General features: G+C 62.1%; 17 protein-coding genes. 12 read left to right on the forward strand and 5 right to left on the reverse strand.

The window, feature by feature from the left end:
- The first annotated feature begins 111 nt into the window (after positions 1 to 111).
- From ldtR to ASE71_RS17195, 6 genes are all read left to right on the forward strand, one after another.
- Positions 112 to 624 (forward strand): transcriptional regulator LdtR, encoded by a 513-nt coding sequence (gene ldtR, locus ASE71_RS17170; RefSeq protein WP_034803764.1) that lies wholly within the window; start codon positions 112 to 114, stop codon positions 622 to 624.
- A 493-nt stretch (positions 625 to 1,117) separates the two neighbouring features.
- A complete protein-coding gene (locus ASE71_RS17175) occupies positions 1,118 to 2,446 on the forward strand; it encodes a L,D-transpeptidase family protein (protein ID WP_034803761.1) in 1,329 nt (442 codons plus the stop codon).
- A 184-nt stretch (positions 2,447 to 2,630) separates the two neighbouring features.
- Positions 2,631 to 3,926, forward strand: a complete 1,296-nt coding sequence (glyA, locus tag ASE71_RS17180) for a serine hydroxymethyltransferase (protein ID WP_034803759.1) — start codon at positions 2,631 to 2,633, stop codon at positions 3,924 to 3,926.
- Between the two features lie 10 nt (positions 3,927 to 3,936).
- Complete coding sequence (nrdR, locus tag ASE71_RS17185) at positions 3,937 to 4,410, forward strand: transcriptional regulator NrdR (RefSeq protein WP_034803756.1); 474 nt, start codon at positions 3,937 to 3,939, stop codon at positions 4,408 to 4,410.
- A gap of 18 nt (positions 4,411 to 4,428) precedes the next feature.
- Entirely contained in the window at positions 4,429 to 5,538 is a 1,110-nt protein-coding gene (gene ribD, locus ASE71_RS17190) for a bifunctional diaminohydroxyphosphoribosylaminopyrimidine deaminase/5-amino-6-(5-phosphoribosylamino)uracil reductase RibD (RefSeq protein WP_034803754.1), read from the forward strand.
- Positions 5,538 to 6,158 carry a riboflavin synthase gene (locus ASE71_RS17195; RefSeq protein ID WP_060522164.1) on the forward strand — a complete coding sequence of 207 codons (621 nt, stop codon included), beginning with the start codon at positions 5,538 to 5,540 and terminating at the stop codon, positions 6,156 to 6,158. The genes ribD and ASE71_RS17195 overlap by 1 nt, the downstream gene beginning before the upstream one ends.
- Positions 6,159 to 6,232: 74 nt before the next feature.
- Here ASE71_RS17195 and ASE71_RS17200 read toward each other — a convergent pair whose 3' ends face one another.
- The 4 genes from ASE71_RS17200 to ASE71_RS17215 form a co-directional block, all read right to left on the reverse strand.
- Complete coding sequence (locus tag ASE71_RS17200) at positions 6,233 to 6,583, reverse strand: hypothetical protein (protein ID WP_060522165.1); 351 nt, start codon at positions 6,581 to 6,583, stop codon at positions 6,233 to 6,235.
- A gap of 282 nt (positions 6,584 to 6,865) precedes the next feature.
- Positions 6,866 to 7,441 (reverse strand): GNAT family N-acetyltransferase, encoded by a 576-nt coding sequence (locus ASE71_RS17205; protein WP_051659660.1) that lies wholly within the window; start codon positions 7,439 to 7,441, stop codon positions 6,866 to 6,868.
- A 24-nt stretch (positions 7,442 to 7,465) separates the two neighbouring features.
- Positions 7,466 to 7,966: a cupin domain-containing protein gene (locus ASE71_RS17210; protein ID WP_060522166.1), complete on the reverse strand. Its 501-nt coding sequence runs from the start codon at positions 7,964 to 7,966 to the stop codon at positions 7,466 to 7,468.
- A 191-nt stretch (positions 7,967 to 8,157) separates the two neighbouring features.
- Entirely contained in the window at positions 8,158 to 8,850 is a 693-nt protein-coding gene (locus ASE71_RS17215; protein ID WP_060522167.1) for an HAD family hydrolase, read from the reverse strand.
- A 230-nt stretch (positions 8,851 to 9,080) separates the two neighbouring features.
- Between ASE71_RS17215 and ribH the strand changes: the two genes are divergently transcribed.
- The 4 genes from ribH (at position 9,081) to ASE71_RS17235 (ending at position 13,587) form a co-directional block, all read left to right on the forward strand.
- Positions 9,081 to 9,542, forward strand: coding sequence for a 6,7-dimethyl-8-ribityllumazine synthase (gene ribH, locus ASE71_RS17220; RefSeq protein ID WP_034803742.1), 462 nt, complete (start codon positions 9,081 to 9,083; stop codon positions 9,540 to 9,542).
- Positions 9,539 to 10,021, forward strand: a complete 483-nt coding sequence (nusB, locus tag ASE71_RS17225) for a transcription antitermination factor NusB (protein ID WP_034803740.1) — start codon at positions 9,539 to 9,541, stop codon at positions 10,019 to 10,021. The genes ribH and nusB overlap by 4 nt, the downstream gene beginning before the upstream one ends.
- A gap of 5 nt (positions 10,022 to 10,026) precedes the next feature.
- Positions 10,027 to 11,256, forward strand: coding sequence for an MFS transporter (locus ASE71_RS17230; RefSeq protein ID WP_060522168.1), 1,230 nt, complete (start codon positions 10,027 to 10,029; stop codon positions 11,254 to 11,256).
- 195 nt (positions 11,257 to 11,451) lie between these two features.
- Entirely contained in the window at positions 11,452 to 13,587 is a 2,136-nt protein-coding gene (locus ASE71_RS17235; RefSeq protein ID WP_060522169.1) for a sodium-translocating pyrophosphatase, read from the forward strand.
- Between the two features lie 68 nt (positions 13,588 to 13,655).
- On the opposite strand, the gene ASE71_RS17240 is transcribed toward ASE71_RS17235, so the two are convergent.
- Positions 13,656 to 14,162, reverse strand: coding sequence for an outer membrane protein assembly factor BamE (locus tag ASE71_RS17240; protein WP_034804258.1), 507 nt, complete (start codon positions 14,160 to 14,162; stop codon positions 13,656 to 13,658).
- A gap of 138 nt (positions 14,163 to 14,300) precedes the next feature.
- Here ASE71_RS17240 and ASE71_RS17245 point away from each other — a divergent pair, with 138 nt between their 5' ends.
- Complete coding sequence (locus ASE71_RS17245) at positions 14,301 to 14,840, forward strand: ubiquinol-cytochrome C chaperone family protein (protein WP_034803730.1); 540 nt, start codon at positions 14,301 to 14,303, stop codon at positions 14,838 to 14,840.
- Positions 14,841 to 14,928: 88 nt separating this feature from the next.
- Positions 14,929 to 15,480, forward strand: a complete 552-nt coding sequence (locus tag ASE71_RS17250) for a YceD family protein (protein WP_060522170.1) — start codon at positions 14,929 to 14,931, stop codon at positions 15,478 to 15,480.
- The last annotated feature ends 173 nt before the right edge of the window (positions 15,481 to 15,653 follow it).

Here is a 15,653-nt window from a genome sequence, read left to right on the forward strand (position 1 = left end):
AAGCTCTTGTTAAGGCTGCGGTTTAAGTAGAATTTTAGACGTATTCGATAGGGTCTCACTCAAGGCGGGAAGACAAACAGACACCGCCAAACAAAACAGTGAGGCAGTCAAATGAACACCAAGATGAAGCCGCAGGCAGTTCAGCCCCGAGACCCCCAGGAAGAAACCATCCGCGGTCTCTATATGGAATCCCTTCACCTCGTCGAGCGTCTGCACCGCCGCCTGCTCGACGTCATCAAGGACGAGTTCGACCGCGAAGGTCGCAGCGACGTCAACGCCGTTCAGGCCCTGTTGCTCTTCAACATCGGCAACTCGGAACTGACCGCCGGCGAACTTCGCTCCCGCGGCTACTACCTCGGCTCGAACGTCTCCTACAACGTCAAGAAGCTCGTCGATCTCGGCCTGATCAACCACCAGCGCTCCCGCGTCGACCGCCGCTCGGTCCGCATCAGCCTGACGGAAGACGGCCAGGAAATCGCCGAAACCGTTGCCAAACTCTACGAGCGCCACGTCGGCTCGATCCAGAAGGTCGGCGGCATCGGCTCGGACGAGTTCACCCAGATGAACAAGCTCTTGCAGCGCCTCGATCGCTTCTGGAACGACTCGATCATGTATCGCCTGTAATCAGGCCAAAACCTCCAGTTCAAGGGTCGGGCGCAATCCCTGCGTGTCCGACCTTTGCCATTTGCGGCACCCCGTTCTGTTGCCGAAAAGCTGCACCGCTGCGGCACGCTTTCCTCGCGTTCGCGTGATTTTTCAAACCAAAAACATTAGTAAATCAGAATGTTGCCGTTTCCGGTTCGGCTGCAACCCAGTCGCGTCCAGCGAAAAGCAAAAGGCATGCCATGTCGCCGTTCGCTCGCGCCCAGACACGAATTGGCCATATTGCTATGACAGCGACGACGGCATGCGGTAGGTGCGCCCACGTGTTTTCTTGCGTGTGGATTCGTTTCGCGTTTCGCCTGCCGGATGAGGGTCCTCACTCGCGGCATCGTGAAGACATGTGAGGGCAGGGTGGCTCGTTGGTTGACCTTTGTTAACCACGATCGTGTTAGGGCTCCGGCAACGTGCGTGTCAGCGCATAGGGCGCGTGCCGACGCATTGGGATGGTAGGATTATGTCGAAAAAGAATGGAATTGATGCATTCTCGCGCCGCGCCTTCTTGCGCTCGGCAGCGACCTTCGGCGCCGTGGCAGTCGCCGGCGCGGCAAGCGCACAGGACGCCCTGAACGAGATCATCAATTCGCCTCGCCGTGGCTCCTGGGACGACCAGTTTGACGCGAAAGGGGCATCGCGCACCGCGACGACGGTCGTTTCGAACACGCCGGTTTTCGGCCCGGAAACGATCGCCCATGTGCAGCAGGCGATCTTCGACTATCAGAACATCGTGTCCCAGGGCGGCTGGCCGTCGGTCCAGACCAGCGTCAAGCTTGAACTCGGCGTCACCGATCCGTCCGTGCAGCAGCTCCGCCAGCGCCTGATGGTTTCCGGCGACCTGCCGCGTTCGGCCGGCATCTCCTCGTCCTTCGACAGCTACGTCGAAGGCGCGGTCAAGCGCTTCCAGGCCCGCCACGGCCTGCCGGCGGACGGCGTCATCGGCGAATACACGCTGAAGGCGATCAACGTCGACGCCAACACCCGCCTCGGCCAGCTCCAGACCAACCTCGTGCGCCTGCAGTCGATGTCCGGCGACCTCGGCCGCCGCTACGTGATGGTCAACATCCCTGCGGCCTACATCGAAGCGGTCGAGAACGGCCGCGTGGCGCTGCGCCACACGGCGATCGTCGGCAAGATCGACCGCCAGTCGCCGATCCTCAACTCGAAGATTTACGAGGTCATCCTCAACCCCTACTGGACCGCGCCGCGCTCGATCATCCAGAAGGATATCATGCCGCTGATGCGTAAGGATCCGACCTATCTGGCGCGCAACTCGATCCGCCTGTTTGATGGCAGCGGCGGCGAAGTGTCGCCGGAAACCGTCGACTGGAACGCCGAGAAGGCACCGAACCTGATGTTCCGCCAGGACCCGGGCAAGATCAACGCGATGTCGTCGACGAAGATCAACTTCCACAACGAGCATCAGGTCTACATGCACGACACGCCGCAGCAGGGCCTGTTCAACAAGCTGATGCGCTTCGAATCGTCGGGCTGCGTGCGCGTACAGAACGTGCGCGACCTTTCGACCTGGCTTCTGAAGGAAACGCCCGGCTGGTCGCGCCAGCAGATCGAGGCGACAATCAAGACCGGCGTCAACACGCCGATCACGCTCGCCGAGGAAGTCCCTGTTTTCTTCACCTACATCACCGCCTGGTCTGCCAAGGACGGCGTCGTGCAGTTCCGCGACGATATCTATCAGCGCGACGGTGCCACCGAACTGGCGCTGCAGACCCCCTATGGCGTCGAGCAGTCGCCCGGCTCGGTCGACCAGGACGCCTTGCCGCAATAAGCGAATTTGCGACACGGAATTCTTCGAGCCGCGCTTCCCTTGGGAGCGCGGCTTTTTCATGGGTTGAGCGCCGCGATATTTCGGCGCGGCAGATGGGGGAAATGACGCAAACCGCACAGCGGATATTGCTCTCGCCGTGCGAGGAAGCTAAAGAACTGCCACCCTTGAGAGGAGCCTCGCGCCGATGACTGCACAGACGAATGACGCCTTCTTCACCCGCTCTCTGGCCGACAGCGATCCGGACATCTTCGGTGCGATCGAAAAGGAGCTGGGTCGCCAGCGCCACGAGATCGAGCTGATCGCCTCCGAGAACATCGTTTCCCGCGCCGTGCTCGAAGCCCAGGGCTCGATCATGACCAACAAATATGCCGAGGGCTACCCGGGCAAGCGCTACTACGGCGGCTGCCAGTTCGTCGACATCGCCGAGGAGTTGGCGATCGAGCGCGCCAAGAAGCTCTTCGGCGTCAACTTCGCCAACGTTCAGCCGAACTCCGGTTCGCAGATGAACCAGGCCGTGTTCCTGGCGCTCCTGCAGCCGGGTGACACCTTCATGGGCCTCGACCTCAACTCGGGCGGCCACCTGACGCACGGTTCGCCGGTCAACATGTCCGGCAAGTGGTTCAACGTCGTATCCTACGGCGTGCGTGAAGACGATCACCTGCTCGACATGGACAACGTCGCCGAGCAGGCGCGCAAGCACAAGCCGAAGCTGATCATCGCCGGCGGCACCGCTTACTCGCGCATCTGGGACTGGAAGCGCTTCCGCGAGATCGCAGACGAAGTCGGCGCCTGGCTGATGGTCGACATGGCGCACATCGCCGGTCTCGTTGCCGGTGGCCAGCATCCGTCGCCGTTCCCGCATTGCCACGTTGCAACGACGACGACGCACAAGTCGCTCCGCGGCCCGCGCGGCGGCATGATTCTGACCAACGACGAAGATATCGCCAAGAAGATCAACTCGGCCGTCTTCCCGGGTCTCCAGGGCGGTCCGCTGATGCACGTCATCGCCGCCAAGGCCGTGGCACTCGGCGAAGCGCTGCAGCCGTCGTTCAAGGACTATGCGGCTCAGGTCGTCAAGAACGCCCGCACGCTCGCCGAAACGCTAAAGGCCAACGGCCTCGACATCGTATCGGGCGGCACGGACAACCACCTGATGCTCGTCGACCTGCGCAAGAAGAACGCAACCGGCAAGCGCGCGGAAGCCGCCCTTGGCCGTGCCTTCATCACCTGCAACAAGAACGGCATTCCTTTCGATCCTGAAAAGCCCTTCGTCACCTCGGGTGTCCGTCTCGGCACGCCGGCCGGCACGACCCGTGGCTTCAAGGAAGCCGAGTTCAAGGAAATCGGCGAGCGGATCGTCGAGGTTCTTGACGGCCTGAAGGTCGCCAACTCCGACGAGGGCAATGCCGCCGTCGAAGCCGGCGTTCGCGACAAGGTCATCAAGCTGACCGATCGCTTCCCGATGTACGGCTACATGTGATCGGTCGCCCATGCGCTGCCCCTATTGCGGTTCTGAAGACAGTCAGGTGAAGGATTCCCGTCCGGCAGAGGACGGGAATGCCATTCGCCGCCGCCGGATTTGTCCGGATTGCGGAGGTCGTTTCACGACCTTCGAACGGGTGCAGTTGCGTGAACTGATGATCATCAAGAAAACCGGTCGGAAGGTTCCTTTCGACCGGGACAAGCTTCTGCGGTCCTTCGAGATTGCGCTGCGCAAGCGTCCGGTCGATCGCGACCGCATCGAGCGGGCGGTTTCCGGTATCGTCCGTCGCCTTGAAAGCTCCGGCGAGACCGAGATCCCTTCGGAAGAAATCGGCCTGCAGGTGCTCGAAGCGCTGAAGAGCCTCGATGACGTGGCCTTCGTGCGCTACGCTTCGGTCTATCGCGATTTCTCCCATGCGGAGGATTTTGAGAAGGTCATCACCGAGATCAGCGCCAAGATCGCGCGCGATCCCGGCGAGTAGATTACGCTGGATAGAGCCATGACAGCGCCCAACCGTGAAGACGAGAGGTTCATGGCCGCAGCGCTGAGGCTGGCTCGCCACCATCTCGGACAGACATCCACCAATCCCTCCGTCGCCTGCCTGATCGTCAAGGACGGCGTTATCGTCGGCCGGGCCGTAACCGCGCGGAGCGGCCGCCCGCATGCCGAAACCCAGGCACTGACGGAGGCCGGTGCGAAGGCAAGGGGTGCTACGGCCTATGTGACGCTGGAGCCTTGCTCCCATCACGGCAAGACGCCGCCTTGCGCCGATGCGCTTGTCGCCTCCGGCATATCCCGCGTGGTGATTTCGATCCTCGATCCGGACGTGCGGGTTGCCGGGCGTGGCGTCGTGCGCCTGCGCGATGCTGGCATCACCGTCGATATCGGTGTTCTCCCCGAGGAAGGGCATCACGCGCTTGAAGCCTACCTCATGCGCCAGGTCAGCAAGAGACCCTATGTGATTCTCAAGCTTGCGGTTTCGGCCGATGGCATGATCGGCCGCAAGGGTGAGGGGCAAGTGCGCATCACCGGTCCGATTTCGCGCGGGCAGGTACAGATGCTGCGCGCGGAGACCGACGCGATTCTGGTCGGGATCGGCACGGCTGCGGCTGACGATCCGGAACTGACCGTGCGCTTGCCGGGGCTCGAACATTGTTCGCCGTTGCGCATCGTTCTCGACCGCCGGCTCGACCTGCCGCTTTCCTCCAAACTGGTGTTAACGGCGCGGGAGGTCCCCGTCATCGTGGTCTCCAGCGACGGATCCGGCGATGCGGATGCGGACGTTGATGGCGGCCGAGCAGCACGCAAGGCGGCCCTGGAGGCCGCCGGTGTCGAGGTGCTCGAAGCCGGCTCGATCGCCGACCTTCTTGCGGCACTCGCTTCCCGCGGTATCTCCTCGCTGATGGTCGAAGGCGGTGCTGTGGCTGCACGCGCCTTTCTCGATGCTGATCTGGTCGACCGTATCCAGCTCTACACCGGACCGGGGACCATTGGCGAAAACGGCATTGCATCCCCATTTGACCGTAAGTCCGTGCCGGCAGGCTTCCGGCGCGTCGCCGAGGCACGGTATGGCGGCGATCTGTTCGAGGAATACGAAAGAGAAAACTGATGTTCACAGGCATTGTTACCGATATCGGCACAGTCGACGCCGTCACCCCGCTGAAAGAAGGCATCAAGCTGCGTGTCGCCACGAGCTACGACCCGAAGACCATCGACATGGGCGCCTCGATCGCCCATTCCGGCGTGTGCTTGACGGTGACGGCTTTGCCTGAAGCCGGCAGCAACGAGCGCTGGTTCGAGGTCGAGGCCTGGGAAGAGGCGCTCCGCCTGACGACGATCGCCGGCTGGACGAAGGGAACGCGCATCAATCTCGAGCGCTCGCTGAAGATCGGCGACGAGCTCGGCGGGCACCTGGTTTCCGGCCATGTCGACGACAAGGCGGAAATTCTGTCGGTGGAAGCGGAAGGCGACGCTGTGCGCTTTCGTCTGCGGGCGCCTGAGCATCTGGCGAAATTCGTCGCGCCGAAGGGATCGGTCGCGCTCGACGGCACGTCGCTGACGGTCAACAAGGTCGCCGGCGCCGAGTTCGACGTGCTCCTGATCCGCCATTCGCTGGAGGTCACGACCTGGGGTGAGCGCAAGGCCGGCGATTTCGTGAACTTCGAGGTGGACACCATGGCGCGTTATGCGGCGCGCCTCGCCGAATTCCCGGCACCAAAGCCGGAGTAAGCCGACTTCCTCTTTTGCCGAATGCAAACCGCCCCCAATTGGGGGGCGGTTCTGGTTTCGGGAGGTGTTGACACTCAACGCACGTAGAGGGTCAGGCTGCCATCGGCTGCCTGTTCGGCGCCGGCAATGTTGTTCATCTCGACATTCTGCGCCTTGAGCTTGGCTGCAAGCGGCTTGTTGCCTTCGACGGCCGCGTGCAGGGACGAAATCTGTTGCGGCGTCGCTTCGTTGATCCACATGCGCGTCTGGCTCGATTCCTTCAGCGTATCCACGTCGACGACGTTGAAATGATCGCCCTTGAAATCGCGAACGGTGTGGTCGATTTCGGCCGGCCAGTTCATGGCTGCGCTCGCAGCATAGGAGACGCCGCCGAAGGAAAAGGCGGAGAGAGCAGCGATGACGGAAAGCTTGGCTATGCGGTTCATGGTCATGCTCCTTTGTTTGCCGGCAACAAGGCGCAAACCGACCCGTTAAGGGAACGCGGAACCTTGCGGGTTTCCGGGCCGGTGAGGACCGCCCTTTGCGGCGGCCAGCAGGGTTCGTTTGCGGGCGTTGTCACCCGCAAGCAAAGGCGCTGGACTGTTTCGACTGATTGGTCGGCGTTTGCTCCCTTCTTGGGGAGGGCGCGTCGTGCCAACGACTAGGAAACTGGGCCGGAATGTGGCCCTTTCCATGGCGCTTGCGTCGGGAAAACAATTAAAAATTGTTCATGTTTCGGCGTGCGCGCGAGCCCTTCGGTCGCCTGTCGCAGCTGCTGCCTTCTGGTGGCGCTCGAACATGATCACGTGGTTGCCGTGATAGGTCGTTCGCCAGAATTCCTTGAAGCCGTGCTTCTCCGCGACCCGGATCGAAGCGCGGTTTCCGACGTCGATGATGCAGGTCTTGCGCAGCTTCGGAAACTGGTGGTCGGCCCACTTGAGCGCCGCACTGACGGCTTCCGTCGCCAGCCCCTTGCCGTGCGCTTTCGGTGACAATGCCCATCCGGTTTCCATCGTGCCTTCGAGCGAAGGCGTGATGGCGCGGTGCACGTCGTGGAAGCCGGCCTCGCCGAGAAAACCCCCGGTCTCCCGGTCCTGGATGGCAAAGAAGCCGAAGCCGAAATAGTGCCACATGCCGACCTGGCGCAGGAACCGCGTCCAGGACTGTTCGCGCGTAAACGGCACCCCGCCGACATAGCGGATCACCTCGGCATCGCCGAACAGCGCGGAATAGGCGGGGAAATCGTCACGGCGGTAGGGGCGCAGGATGAGGCGGTCGGTCTCGATAATGGGAACGCTATGCATATTCGATCCTAAGCTGTGATGAAATCAGGCGCCGGGCTCGCCGTCCCAGTAGTCGACATCGCTTTCCGGACGGCCGGTGAAAAGGAAGCGTCTTTGGCCATCGGAACCACGCGTCCTGGCAAGGAATTTGCCGGAGTCCGGATACTCGCAGATTTCCGTGGCCGCCTTGGTCGAGATGGAAAGGTACTTGAGCGGCACCGAGCCGGTGTTGATCAGGTGGTGGGCCGTTTCCGGTCCACCCGCAGGGGCGCCCAGAATGTCGCCGGGGCCGACCGGATATCGCTCGCTGCCGAAGCGATACGTGCCTTCGCCTTCGATGATGATGAAAAGTTCTTCTTCGACGTGATGATTGTGGAACGGGCAGCCGGACTTGCCCGGCGGTACTTCACCGTAGCCGATGCCCAGATCCTTGAGGCCGAGTAGCGCGCCGAAGGCGGCGTCGCGGGATTCGAAAAAGGTGCCTTGCGTCCAGTGGTCGAGTTCTAGGTATTTGGGAGTAACGATCGGCTTTTTCGTATCGGTCACATGTTCCTCCCTCGCGTACCGTTGTCGCGGCAACGCTAATACGTTCTATCCGTGTCGCGCGTTCGTCCCGTCGTCAACCTGCGATCGCTAAAATTAGCGACGATGGTTACAGGAATACATCCTAGTGTTGCAATCCATTGGCGAAAGCATATGGGCGCTATCGCGCGTTGGTTTAACGCCGAGCTGCGCGGTCACGTTCGTCTGCCGATCAGCGCCGTGGCGACCTCGTGAAGACACCTGGCGATCCCAACGCAAAGGGTTTTCATTTCTTCGGTCGGTGGCAGGAGATCGGGCACCATGACCGTCATCATGCCGGCAGACGAAGCCGAACGCACGCCGTTGTGGCTGTCTTCGAGAGCGAGGCAATACTGCGGCGCGATACCGAGCCGACTTGCAGCCGTCAGGAAGGGGGCCGGGTGCGGCTTGCCATGATCGTAGTCGCCATAGGCAACGACCGTCGGGAAGCGGTCGCGCAATCCGTGCCGGTCGAGATTGCGCTGGACGTCGTGATGTTGTGACGAGGTGGCAATCGCAAACGGCAGGCCCATGCCGTCAAGCAGGTCGAGGAGATCGACGACGCCAGGCTTCAGCCGCAGCTCGGTCGTCGCCATTGTCGCAAATTGCGCCGAGGCACGCTCCCAGAACTGAGCGAGGTCGAAGGCATCGCCGAAACGACCGCGAAGCAACATGCGTGTCGCCTCGGCCGAAAGCCCGATCGTATCGAGATAAAGGGAGACAGGCATGTTGTGACCGAGCGCTGCCGCTGTCTGGATCATCGCGTCGCGGTAGAGCGCTTCGGTGTCGAAGAGCAATCCGTCCATGTCGAAGACGACGCCAAGAGGTTTCATGGGCAGGACGATGTTGGTCGAACCGATTTCGGGCATACGAAAAATCCAGCTTGATATCGACGGCTTCGAACTTGGAGCCAACAACGCGGCCGCGCAAGACCCACGGCATTGGCATTTTGCAGCGGCAACGGCCGCATGTTGCGGCCCTGTAAACGCGGCAAAAGGCCGTCTGCGGCGGAATTTGCTTGCCATTCGGCGCCGGGCGTGGTTTTACCGCCGCCTCAGCCGGTCGCATCCGGCGCGGAACTCTCAAAGACAGGTGATCCATGGCAGAGACCACGGCAGCCCACATCCTGATTGTGGAAGCGCGTTTCTATGACGATATGGCCGATGCATTGCTCGACGGCGCCAAGCATGCGCTGGACGCAGCCGGGGCCACCTATGATATCGTGACGGTTCCGGGTGCGCTCGAAATCCCGCCGGCGATTGCCATGGCACTCGACGGCGCCGACGAGGGCGGCACCGAATATGATGGTTTCGTGGCCCTTGGCATGGTCATTCGCGGCGAAACCTACCATTTTGACATCGTCGCGAACGAGTCTTCGCGCGCGATCATGGACCTCGCCGTCAGCGAGAGCCTTGCGATCGGCAATGGTATCCTGACGGTGGAGAACGACGACCAGGCCTGGGCGCGCGCCCGCCGGTCGGAAGGCGACAAGGGTGGCTTTGCTGCGCGTGCGGCACTGACCATGATTGAACTTAAGAAGAAATTGGGCACGGAAAAGTGACGAAAACCCCCTCGGATCAACCGCTGAAGCAGGTCAACCAGCGCGGTGCAGCACGCCTCGCTGCGGTGCAGGCGCTCTATCAGATGGACATCGGCGGCACCGGTGTCCTCGAAGTGGTTGCTGAATACGAAGCGCATCGCCTCGGACAGGATGTCGACGGCGACACCTACCTGAAGGCTGACGCCTCCTGGTTCCGGTCGATTGTCGCCGGTGTCGTGCGCGACCAGCGCAAGCTTGATCCGCTGATCGGCTCGGCCCTCCAGGACGACTGGGCTCTGTCGCGCCTCGATTCCACCGTGCGTGCCATCTTGCGCGCGGGCACATTCGAGATGCTCGAGCGCAAGGACGTGCCGGTTCCGGTGATCGTCACGGAGTATGTCGAGATCGCCAAGGCTTTCTTCTCGGATGATGAGCCCAAGCTGGTCAATGCCGTTCTCGACCGCATTGCCAAGCAGGTCCGCGGCGAACCGAGGAAGTAAAGTCGATGGTTGCGGCTGCTGCTGAGGACATGGGGAACACCCTTCGCGAAACACGCCGCAACGTTTACCTCCTGACAGCCGCACAGGCCGTTCTTGGCGTCGTCGGCCCCATCTGCTTTTCGGTCGGCGGTGTCGCCGGCTACCAGATGCTGGCGGAGGACAAGTCGCTGGCCACCGCGCCGCTCACCGCCTTTAACGTCGGCATGGCGCTCGGCGTCGTGCTGGTTGCGGTGTTGTCGCGCCTGATCGGCCGCCGCTTCGCCTTCATGAGCGGGACCGCAATCGCGGCCGCCGGGGCAGCACTCGCCGCCGTCGCGCTCTTCCGCGAGAATTTCTGGCTTTTCGCCTTCGCCCTTGCGATGCTCGGCTCGTCGAACGGCTTTACGCAGAAGTTGCGGTTCGCCGCCGCCGACGCCTCGCCGTCGTTCTACAAGCCCAAGGCAATCTCGCTGATCCTTGGTGGCGGCATCGTTTCGGCCGTTCTCGGTCCGCAGATCGTCATTTTTGCTGGCGACCTGTTCGCGCCGGTTTCCTTTGCCGGGGCTTTCGTCGTCCTGATGCCGATTTGCCTGGTTGCAGCCCTGTTTTTCGCGCCGCTGCGGCTGCCCGAGCCGGGCGCAATGGTGAGTGCCCACCACGATCAGTCTGTCCGTCCCCTCGGCGAGATTGTCCGCAGCCAACGCTTCGCCACCGGCATGATCTGCGGCATTTCCAGCTACGCACTGATGACCTTCATGATGACCGGGGCGCCGGTCGCCATGGTGATCGGCTGCGGCTTCTCGACCGAACTCGCCACGCTCGGCATCCAGTGGCACGTGCTGGCGATGTTCGCGCCAAGCTTCGTCACCGGCATGCTCATCAGCCGCTTTGGCGCCGAGCGCATCGTCGGCTGCGGCCTCCTTCTGCTGATGGCGTGCGCGGCGGTTGCGCATATGGGTATCGAGCTCTGGAACTTCTGGGGCGCGCTCGTATTGCTCGGCCTTGGCTGGAATTTCGGCTTCATCGGCTCGACGGCGATCGTTGCCAGCAGCTATCGCCCACAGGAGGCCGACAAGGTTCAGGCCTTCCACGACATCATCCTGTTCACCACGGTGGCGCTGTCGTCGTTTGCCTCGGGCAAGGTGCTCACCGCCTATGGCTGGGACATGCTGAACGCGGTCGTGTGGCCGGTAACCATCGTCTGCCTTATCCTCCTGCTGCTTCTGAAGCGGGCGCCGCGCAAGCCCGCCGCCTAACGCTCCATTCCCCTGAAATCTAAAGCGAACGAGGCGCCGCCAGTGGCGTTTCTCGGGGCTTGACGATCTCCTGTTGCAACCGCACTCTGGCCGCGCCGTGAGGGGTGCTGCTTGAGGAGGTGGTGCGTGATTCGCGGTTTTGAGGGGCCTGCGGCCGGGAGTGAGTCCGCGGGTTGTAACGGAGGGTAATGCGAAATGACCATTTTATTGGGCGTTATCGCATGCGGGTTGCTCGCGGTGGCTTATGCCATCTGGGCAACACAGTCGGTGCTTGCCGCCGACCAGGGGAACGCCCGCATGCAAGAAATCGCAGGCTACATTCGTGAAGGGGCGCAGGCCTATCTCACGCGTCAATACAAGACCATTGCCATTGTCGGCGTCGTCGTATTCATCGCCGCTTGGGTTCTTCTTTCTCCCGCCGCCGCTTTCGGCTTTCTGATCGGTGCGATCCTTTCGGGCGCCGCGGGGTTCATCGGTATGCATGTTTCGGTCCGGGCAAACGTCCGCACTGCCCAGGCGGCGTCAGTGAGCCTCGCCTCCGGCCTCGATATCGCATTCAAATCCGGCGCGATCACCGGCCTTCTTGTGGCCGGCCTCGCGCTCCTTGGCGTCTCGGTCTACTACGTCGTCCTCACGGCCGGCCTGGGTCATGAGCCCGCCTCGCGCGAAGTCATCGACGCACTGGTGTCGCTCGGCTTCGGCGCATCGCTGATTTCGATATTCGCCCGTCTCGGCGGTGGCATCTTTACCAAGGGTGCCGACGTCGGCGGCGACCTCGTCGGCAAGGTCGAAGCCGGCATTCCCGAGGATGATCCGCGCAACCCGGCAACCATCGCCGACAACGTCGGCGACAATGTCGGCGACTGCGCCGGCATGGCAGCCGACCTGTTCGAGACCTATGCGGTCTCGGTCGTGGCGACCATGGTTCTGGCGGCGATCTTCTTTGCCGGCACGCCTGTGCTTGCGACCGTCATGGTCTATCCGCTCGCCATCTGCGCGGCTTGCATCATCACCTCGATCGTCGGCACCTTCTTCGTGAAGCTCGGGTCCAACAACTCGATCATGGGTGCGCTATACAGGGGCCTGATCGTGACCGGTGTCCTGTCGATCCTCGGTCTCGGCGCCGCCACGTCCTTCACCATCGGCTGGGGCACGATCGGCACCGTCGCCGGCAAGGAGATCACCGGCTGGAATCTGTTCCTCTGCGGTATTCTCGGCCTGATCGTAACGGCCCTGATCGTGGTGATCACGGAATACTATACCGGCACCAACAAGCGGCCGGTCAACTCGATCGCCCAGGCGTCGGTGACCGGTCACGGCACCAACGTGATCCAGGGCCTGGCCGTCTCGCTGGAATCGACGGCTTTGCCGGCGATCGTCATCGTCGGCGGCATCATCGCGACCTACCAGCTTGCCGGCCTCTTCGGCACTGGCATCGCCGTCACCGCCATGCTTGGCCTTGCCGGCATGATCGTGGCGCTCGACGCCTTCGGTCCGGTCACCGACAATGCCGGCGGCATCGCGGAAATGTCGCATCTGCCGCCGGAAGTGCGTAAATCCACCGACGCGCTCGACGCCGTCGGCAACACCACCAAGGCCGTCACCAAGGGCTACGCGATCGGCTCGGCCGGTCTCGGCGCGCTGGTGCTCTTCGCCGCCTACTCGAACGACCTCAGCTACTTTGCCGCCAATGGCGACAAGTATCCGTACTTCGCCGATGTCGGGCAGATCTCCTTCGATCTCTCCAACCCCTATGTGGTCGCGGGTTTGATCTTCGGCGGCCTCATTCCCTACCTCTTCGGCGGTATCGCGATGACTGCGGTCGGCCGTGCGGCCGGGTCGATCGTCGAGGAGGTTCGCCGCCAGTTCCGCGAGAAGCCCGGCATCATGCAGGGGACCGAACGGCCGGACTATGGCCGCGCCGTCGACCTTCTGACAAAAGCGGCGATCCGCGAAATGGTCATTCCTTCGCTGCTCCCGGTGCTGGCGCCGATTGTCGTCTATTTCGGCGTGCTGCTGCTCTCGGGCTCGAAGGCTTCGGCTTTCGCGGCTCTCGGTGCCTCTCTGCTCGGTGTCATCGTCAACGGCCTCTTCGTGGCGATCTCGATGACCTCGGGCGGCGGTGCCTGGGACAACGCCAAGAAGAGCTTCGAGGACGGGTTTGTCGACAAGAACGGCGAACGCCATCTGAAGGGCTCCGACGCCCACAAGGCGTCGGTAACCGGCGACACCGTCGGCGACCCCTATAAGGACACGGCCGGGCCGGCCGTGAACCCGGCGATCAAGATCACCAACATCGTGGCGCTCTTGCTTCTGGCCGTCCTCGCCTGATCGCATCGATGCGCAAACAAAGGCCCGCGGAACATCGTTCCGCGGGCCTTTGTTTGGAATGGGGAGGATTAGTTGCCGAAATCCTTGAACAGGCTGCGCGCCGCGGCCTGACCGGCGCCGGGGCCTGTCAGCAGCTGGCCGAGGAAGCTCGTTTCCTTGCCACCTGTCGGCGTCGTGCGTGTCAGCATGTCGAAGACCTTGCCGTCCTTCAGCGTATAGTGAGCCAGCTGGCTGACGGTGCCTTCCTTGTCGAAATAGACGGCCAGGATCGATTGGTCGATCAGCTTGGGCTTCATGAAGGCGACAGGGCGCTTGCGCGTCTGCGAGATGTAGTAGAACACTTCGTTGTCGAAGGTCGCGGTCGTCGACGGCGTGCCGAGCGAGAGCAGCACCTGCTCGCGGCTGGAACCGACCGGAACGAGGTTTAGCGTTTCCTGATCAACCACATAGCCCTGATGGAGAACTTCACCGACATTGGCGGACTGGCAGGCGGAAAGGGTAAAACCGGCGATGGTGGCTACGACCGCCACGCGGCCGAGGGTCTTAAAGTTTTTTCTCAAATACCGCTTCGTCAACGACAGCTCCCCTTGGAGAAACGATGGCAGATCCGCCATTGCAATTCGTGCCTGCTTCGGTAAACCAGCTTCGGCTGTCATGCAACAACGTCATGGGCGCTTGCGCGCATTTCGAGAAAGCCAAGCCCGAGCTTTGTGATGATTTTTGGACTGTTTAAAAGAAAAAGTGGCAACACCGCGATTGTCGAGCGGCAATATGCATTGCTGACGGCGGCGGCACGCCAGCCCTACCTTTACACCGACCTCGATGTTCCGGACACGGTCATGGGCCGGTTCGAGATGCTGTCGGCGACGCTGATCCTCTATTTCCGCCGCACACGTGCTTCGGCAAGGCCTGGCCAGGAAATCGCCCAGGAGATCATCGATGCCTTCTTCGAGGATGTGGATCACTCGATCCGCGAGCTCGGTGTCGGCGACGCCGGCGTGCCGAAGAAGATGAAGAAGTTGGCCGGCATGTATTACGGTCGACTCGAATCCTATGCGGCGGCGCTGGAAGCAAGGGACGTCGAGGCCCTGGCGGCAGCGCTCAGGCGCAACTTCCACCCTGATGGCGGCGACGCGGCGCCTTCGATGGTTGCGCTCGCTGGCTATCTGCTGGCGGTTGAGGCCCAGCTCGTCGACGTCGCGGAAGACGCCGTCGAAATCGGCCAGTTGCACATTCCGCCGGCTGGGGCGTAATAGAAAACAAGAGCGTCGCCACCGGCAGCCGGTTGGCGGCTGCGTTCGCGATGGGTGCCAGGTAGCCCGCGCGAGGAAGGATCCAATCATGAAAGACGAAAGTCAGGCGGCCTTTTCTTATCCGGTGAAAGTAGGGCACATTTCGGCGAACGCGGTCAGCGTGCATCTCTCCGCCAACGAGCGCGAGCGCAAGGCGCTTGCCGCGCTTTGGAACATCAACGAGGTTCTGTCGCTCGAAGCCGACCTGCAGATCGCGCGCTGGAAGAAGGATGGCGTGAAGATCAAGGGCGACGTCAGGGCCCGCGTCGTGCAGAGCTGTGTCGTTACTCTTGAGCCGGTCGAAGCCGATATCGACGAACCGGTCGAAGCGATCTTCGTGCCCGAGGGCTCGCGGCTTGCCCGCCAGGCGAGCAATGACGGTGGCGAGATGATTCTCGACCCTGACGGCCCCGATATTCCCGATACCTTTATCGGCGACACCATCGACGCCGGCGTCGTCGTCAGCGAGCAGGTTGCACTCGCGATCGAGCCTTATCCCCGTAAGCCCGGCGTGACGTTCGGCGAGCGCATCGAGAGCACATCTGCCGATGACAAGAAGCCGAACCCCTTTGCGGTCCTGAGGGACTGGAAAAAGGACTGAGGTCGCGAAAGCGTCATCTACAATTCGGTTGTCACGCAAAGGAAAAGCAGTATTTTGGCCCCAAACCGGCCAGAAGAGCCGCTAAAGCGATCTGCCGCGTGCTTGGCTCAAGCGTCAGAAGCAATATGTTTCGTCAATGCGTTTCCGTTGAGTACGCCGCGGCGGCACGTGTT

This window comes from Ensifer sp. Root954 (assembly GCF_001429005.1).
GTDB classification, from domain to species: domain Bacteria; phylum Pseudomonadota; class Alphaproteobacteria; order Rhizobiales; family Rhizobiaceae; genus Ensifer; species Ensifer adhaerens.

Bases quoted from the DNA above. Each gene is read 5' to 3' on its own strand.
- ldtR (WP_034803764.1), top strand. From the start codon at position 112: ATGAACACCAAGATGAAGCCGCAGGCAGTTCAGCCCCGAGACCCCCAG.
- ASE71_RS17175 (WP_034803761.1), top strand. From the start codon at position 1,118: ATGTCGAAAAAGAATGGAATTGATGCATTCTCGCGCCGCGCCTTCTTG.
- glyA (WP_034803759.1), top strand. From the start codon at position 2,631: ATGACTGCACAGACGAATGACGCCTTCTTCACCCGCTCTCTGGCCGAC.
- nrdR (WP_034803756.1), top strand. From the start codon at position 3,937: ATGCGCTGCCCCTATTGCGGTTCTGAAGACAGTCAGGTGAAGGATTCC.
- ribD (WP_034803754.1), top strand. From the start codon at position 4,429: ATGACAGCGCCCAACCGTGAAGACGAGAGGTTCATGGCCGCAGCGCTG.
- ASE71_RS17195 (WP_060522164.1), top strand. From the start codon at position 5,538: ATGTTCACAGGCATTGTTACCGATATCGGCACAGTCGACGCCGTCACC.
- ASE71_RS17200 (WP_060522165.1), bottom strand. From the start codon at position 6,583: ATGAACCGCATAGCCAAGCTTTCCGTCATCGCTGCTCTCTCCGCCTTT.
- ASE71_RS17205 (WP_051659660.1), bottom strand. From the start codon at position 7,441: ATGCATAGCGTTCCCATTATCGAGACCGACCGCCTCATCCTGCGCCCC.
- ASE71_RS17215 (WP_060522167.1), bottom strand. From the start codon at position 8,850: ATGCCCGAAATCGGTTCGACCAACATCGTCCTGCCCATGAAACCTCTT.
- ribH (WP_034803742.1), top strand. From the start codon at position 9,081: ATGGCAGAGACCACGGCAGCCCACATCCTGATTGTGGAAGCGCGTTTC.
- ASE71_RS17230 (WP_060522168.1), top strand. From the start codon at position 10,027: ATGGTTGCGGCTGCTGCTGAGGACATGGGGAACACCCTTCGCGAAACA.
- ASE71_RS17235 (WP_060522169.1), top strand. From the start codon at position 11,452: ATGACCATTTTATTGGGCGTTATCGCATGCGGGTTGCTCGCGGTGGCT.
- ASE71_RS17245 (WP_034803730.1), top strand. From the start codon at position 14,301: ATGATTTTTGGACTGTTTAAAAGAAAAAGTGGCAACACCGCGATTGTC.
- ASE71_RS17250 (WP_060522170.1), top strand. From the start codon at position 14,929: ATGAAAGACGAAAGTCAGGCGGCCTTTTCTTATCCGGTGAAAGTAGGG.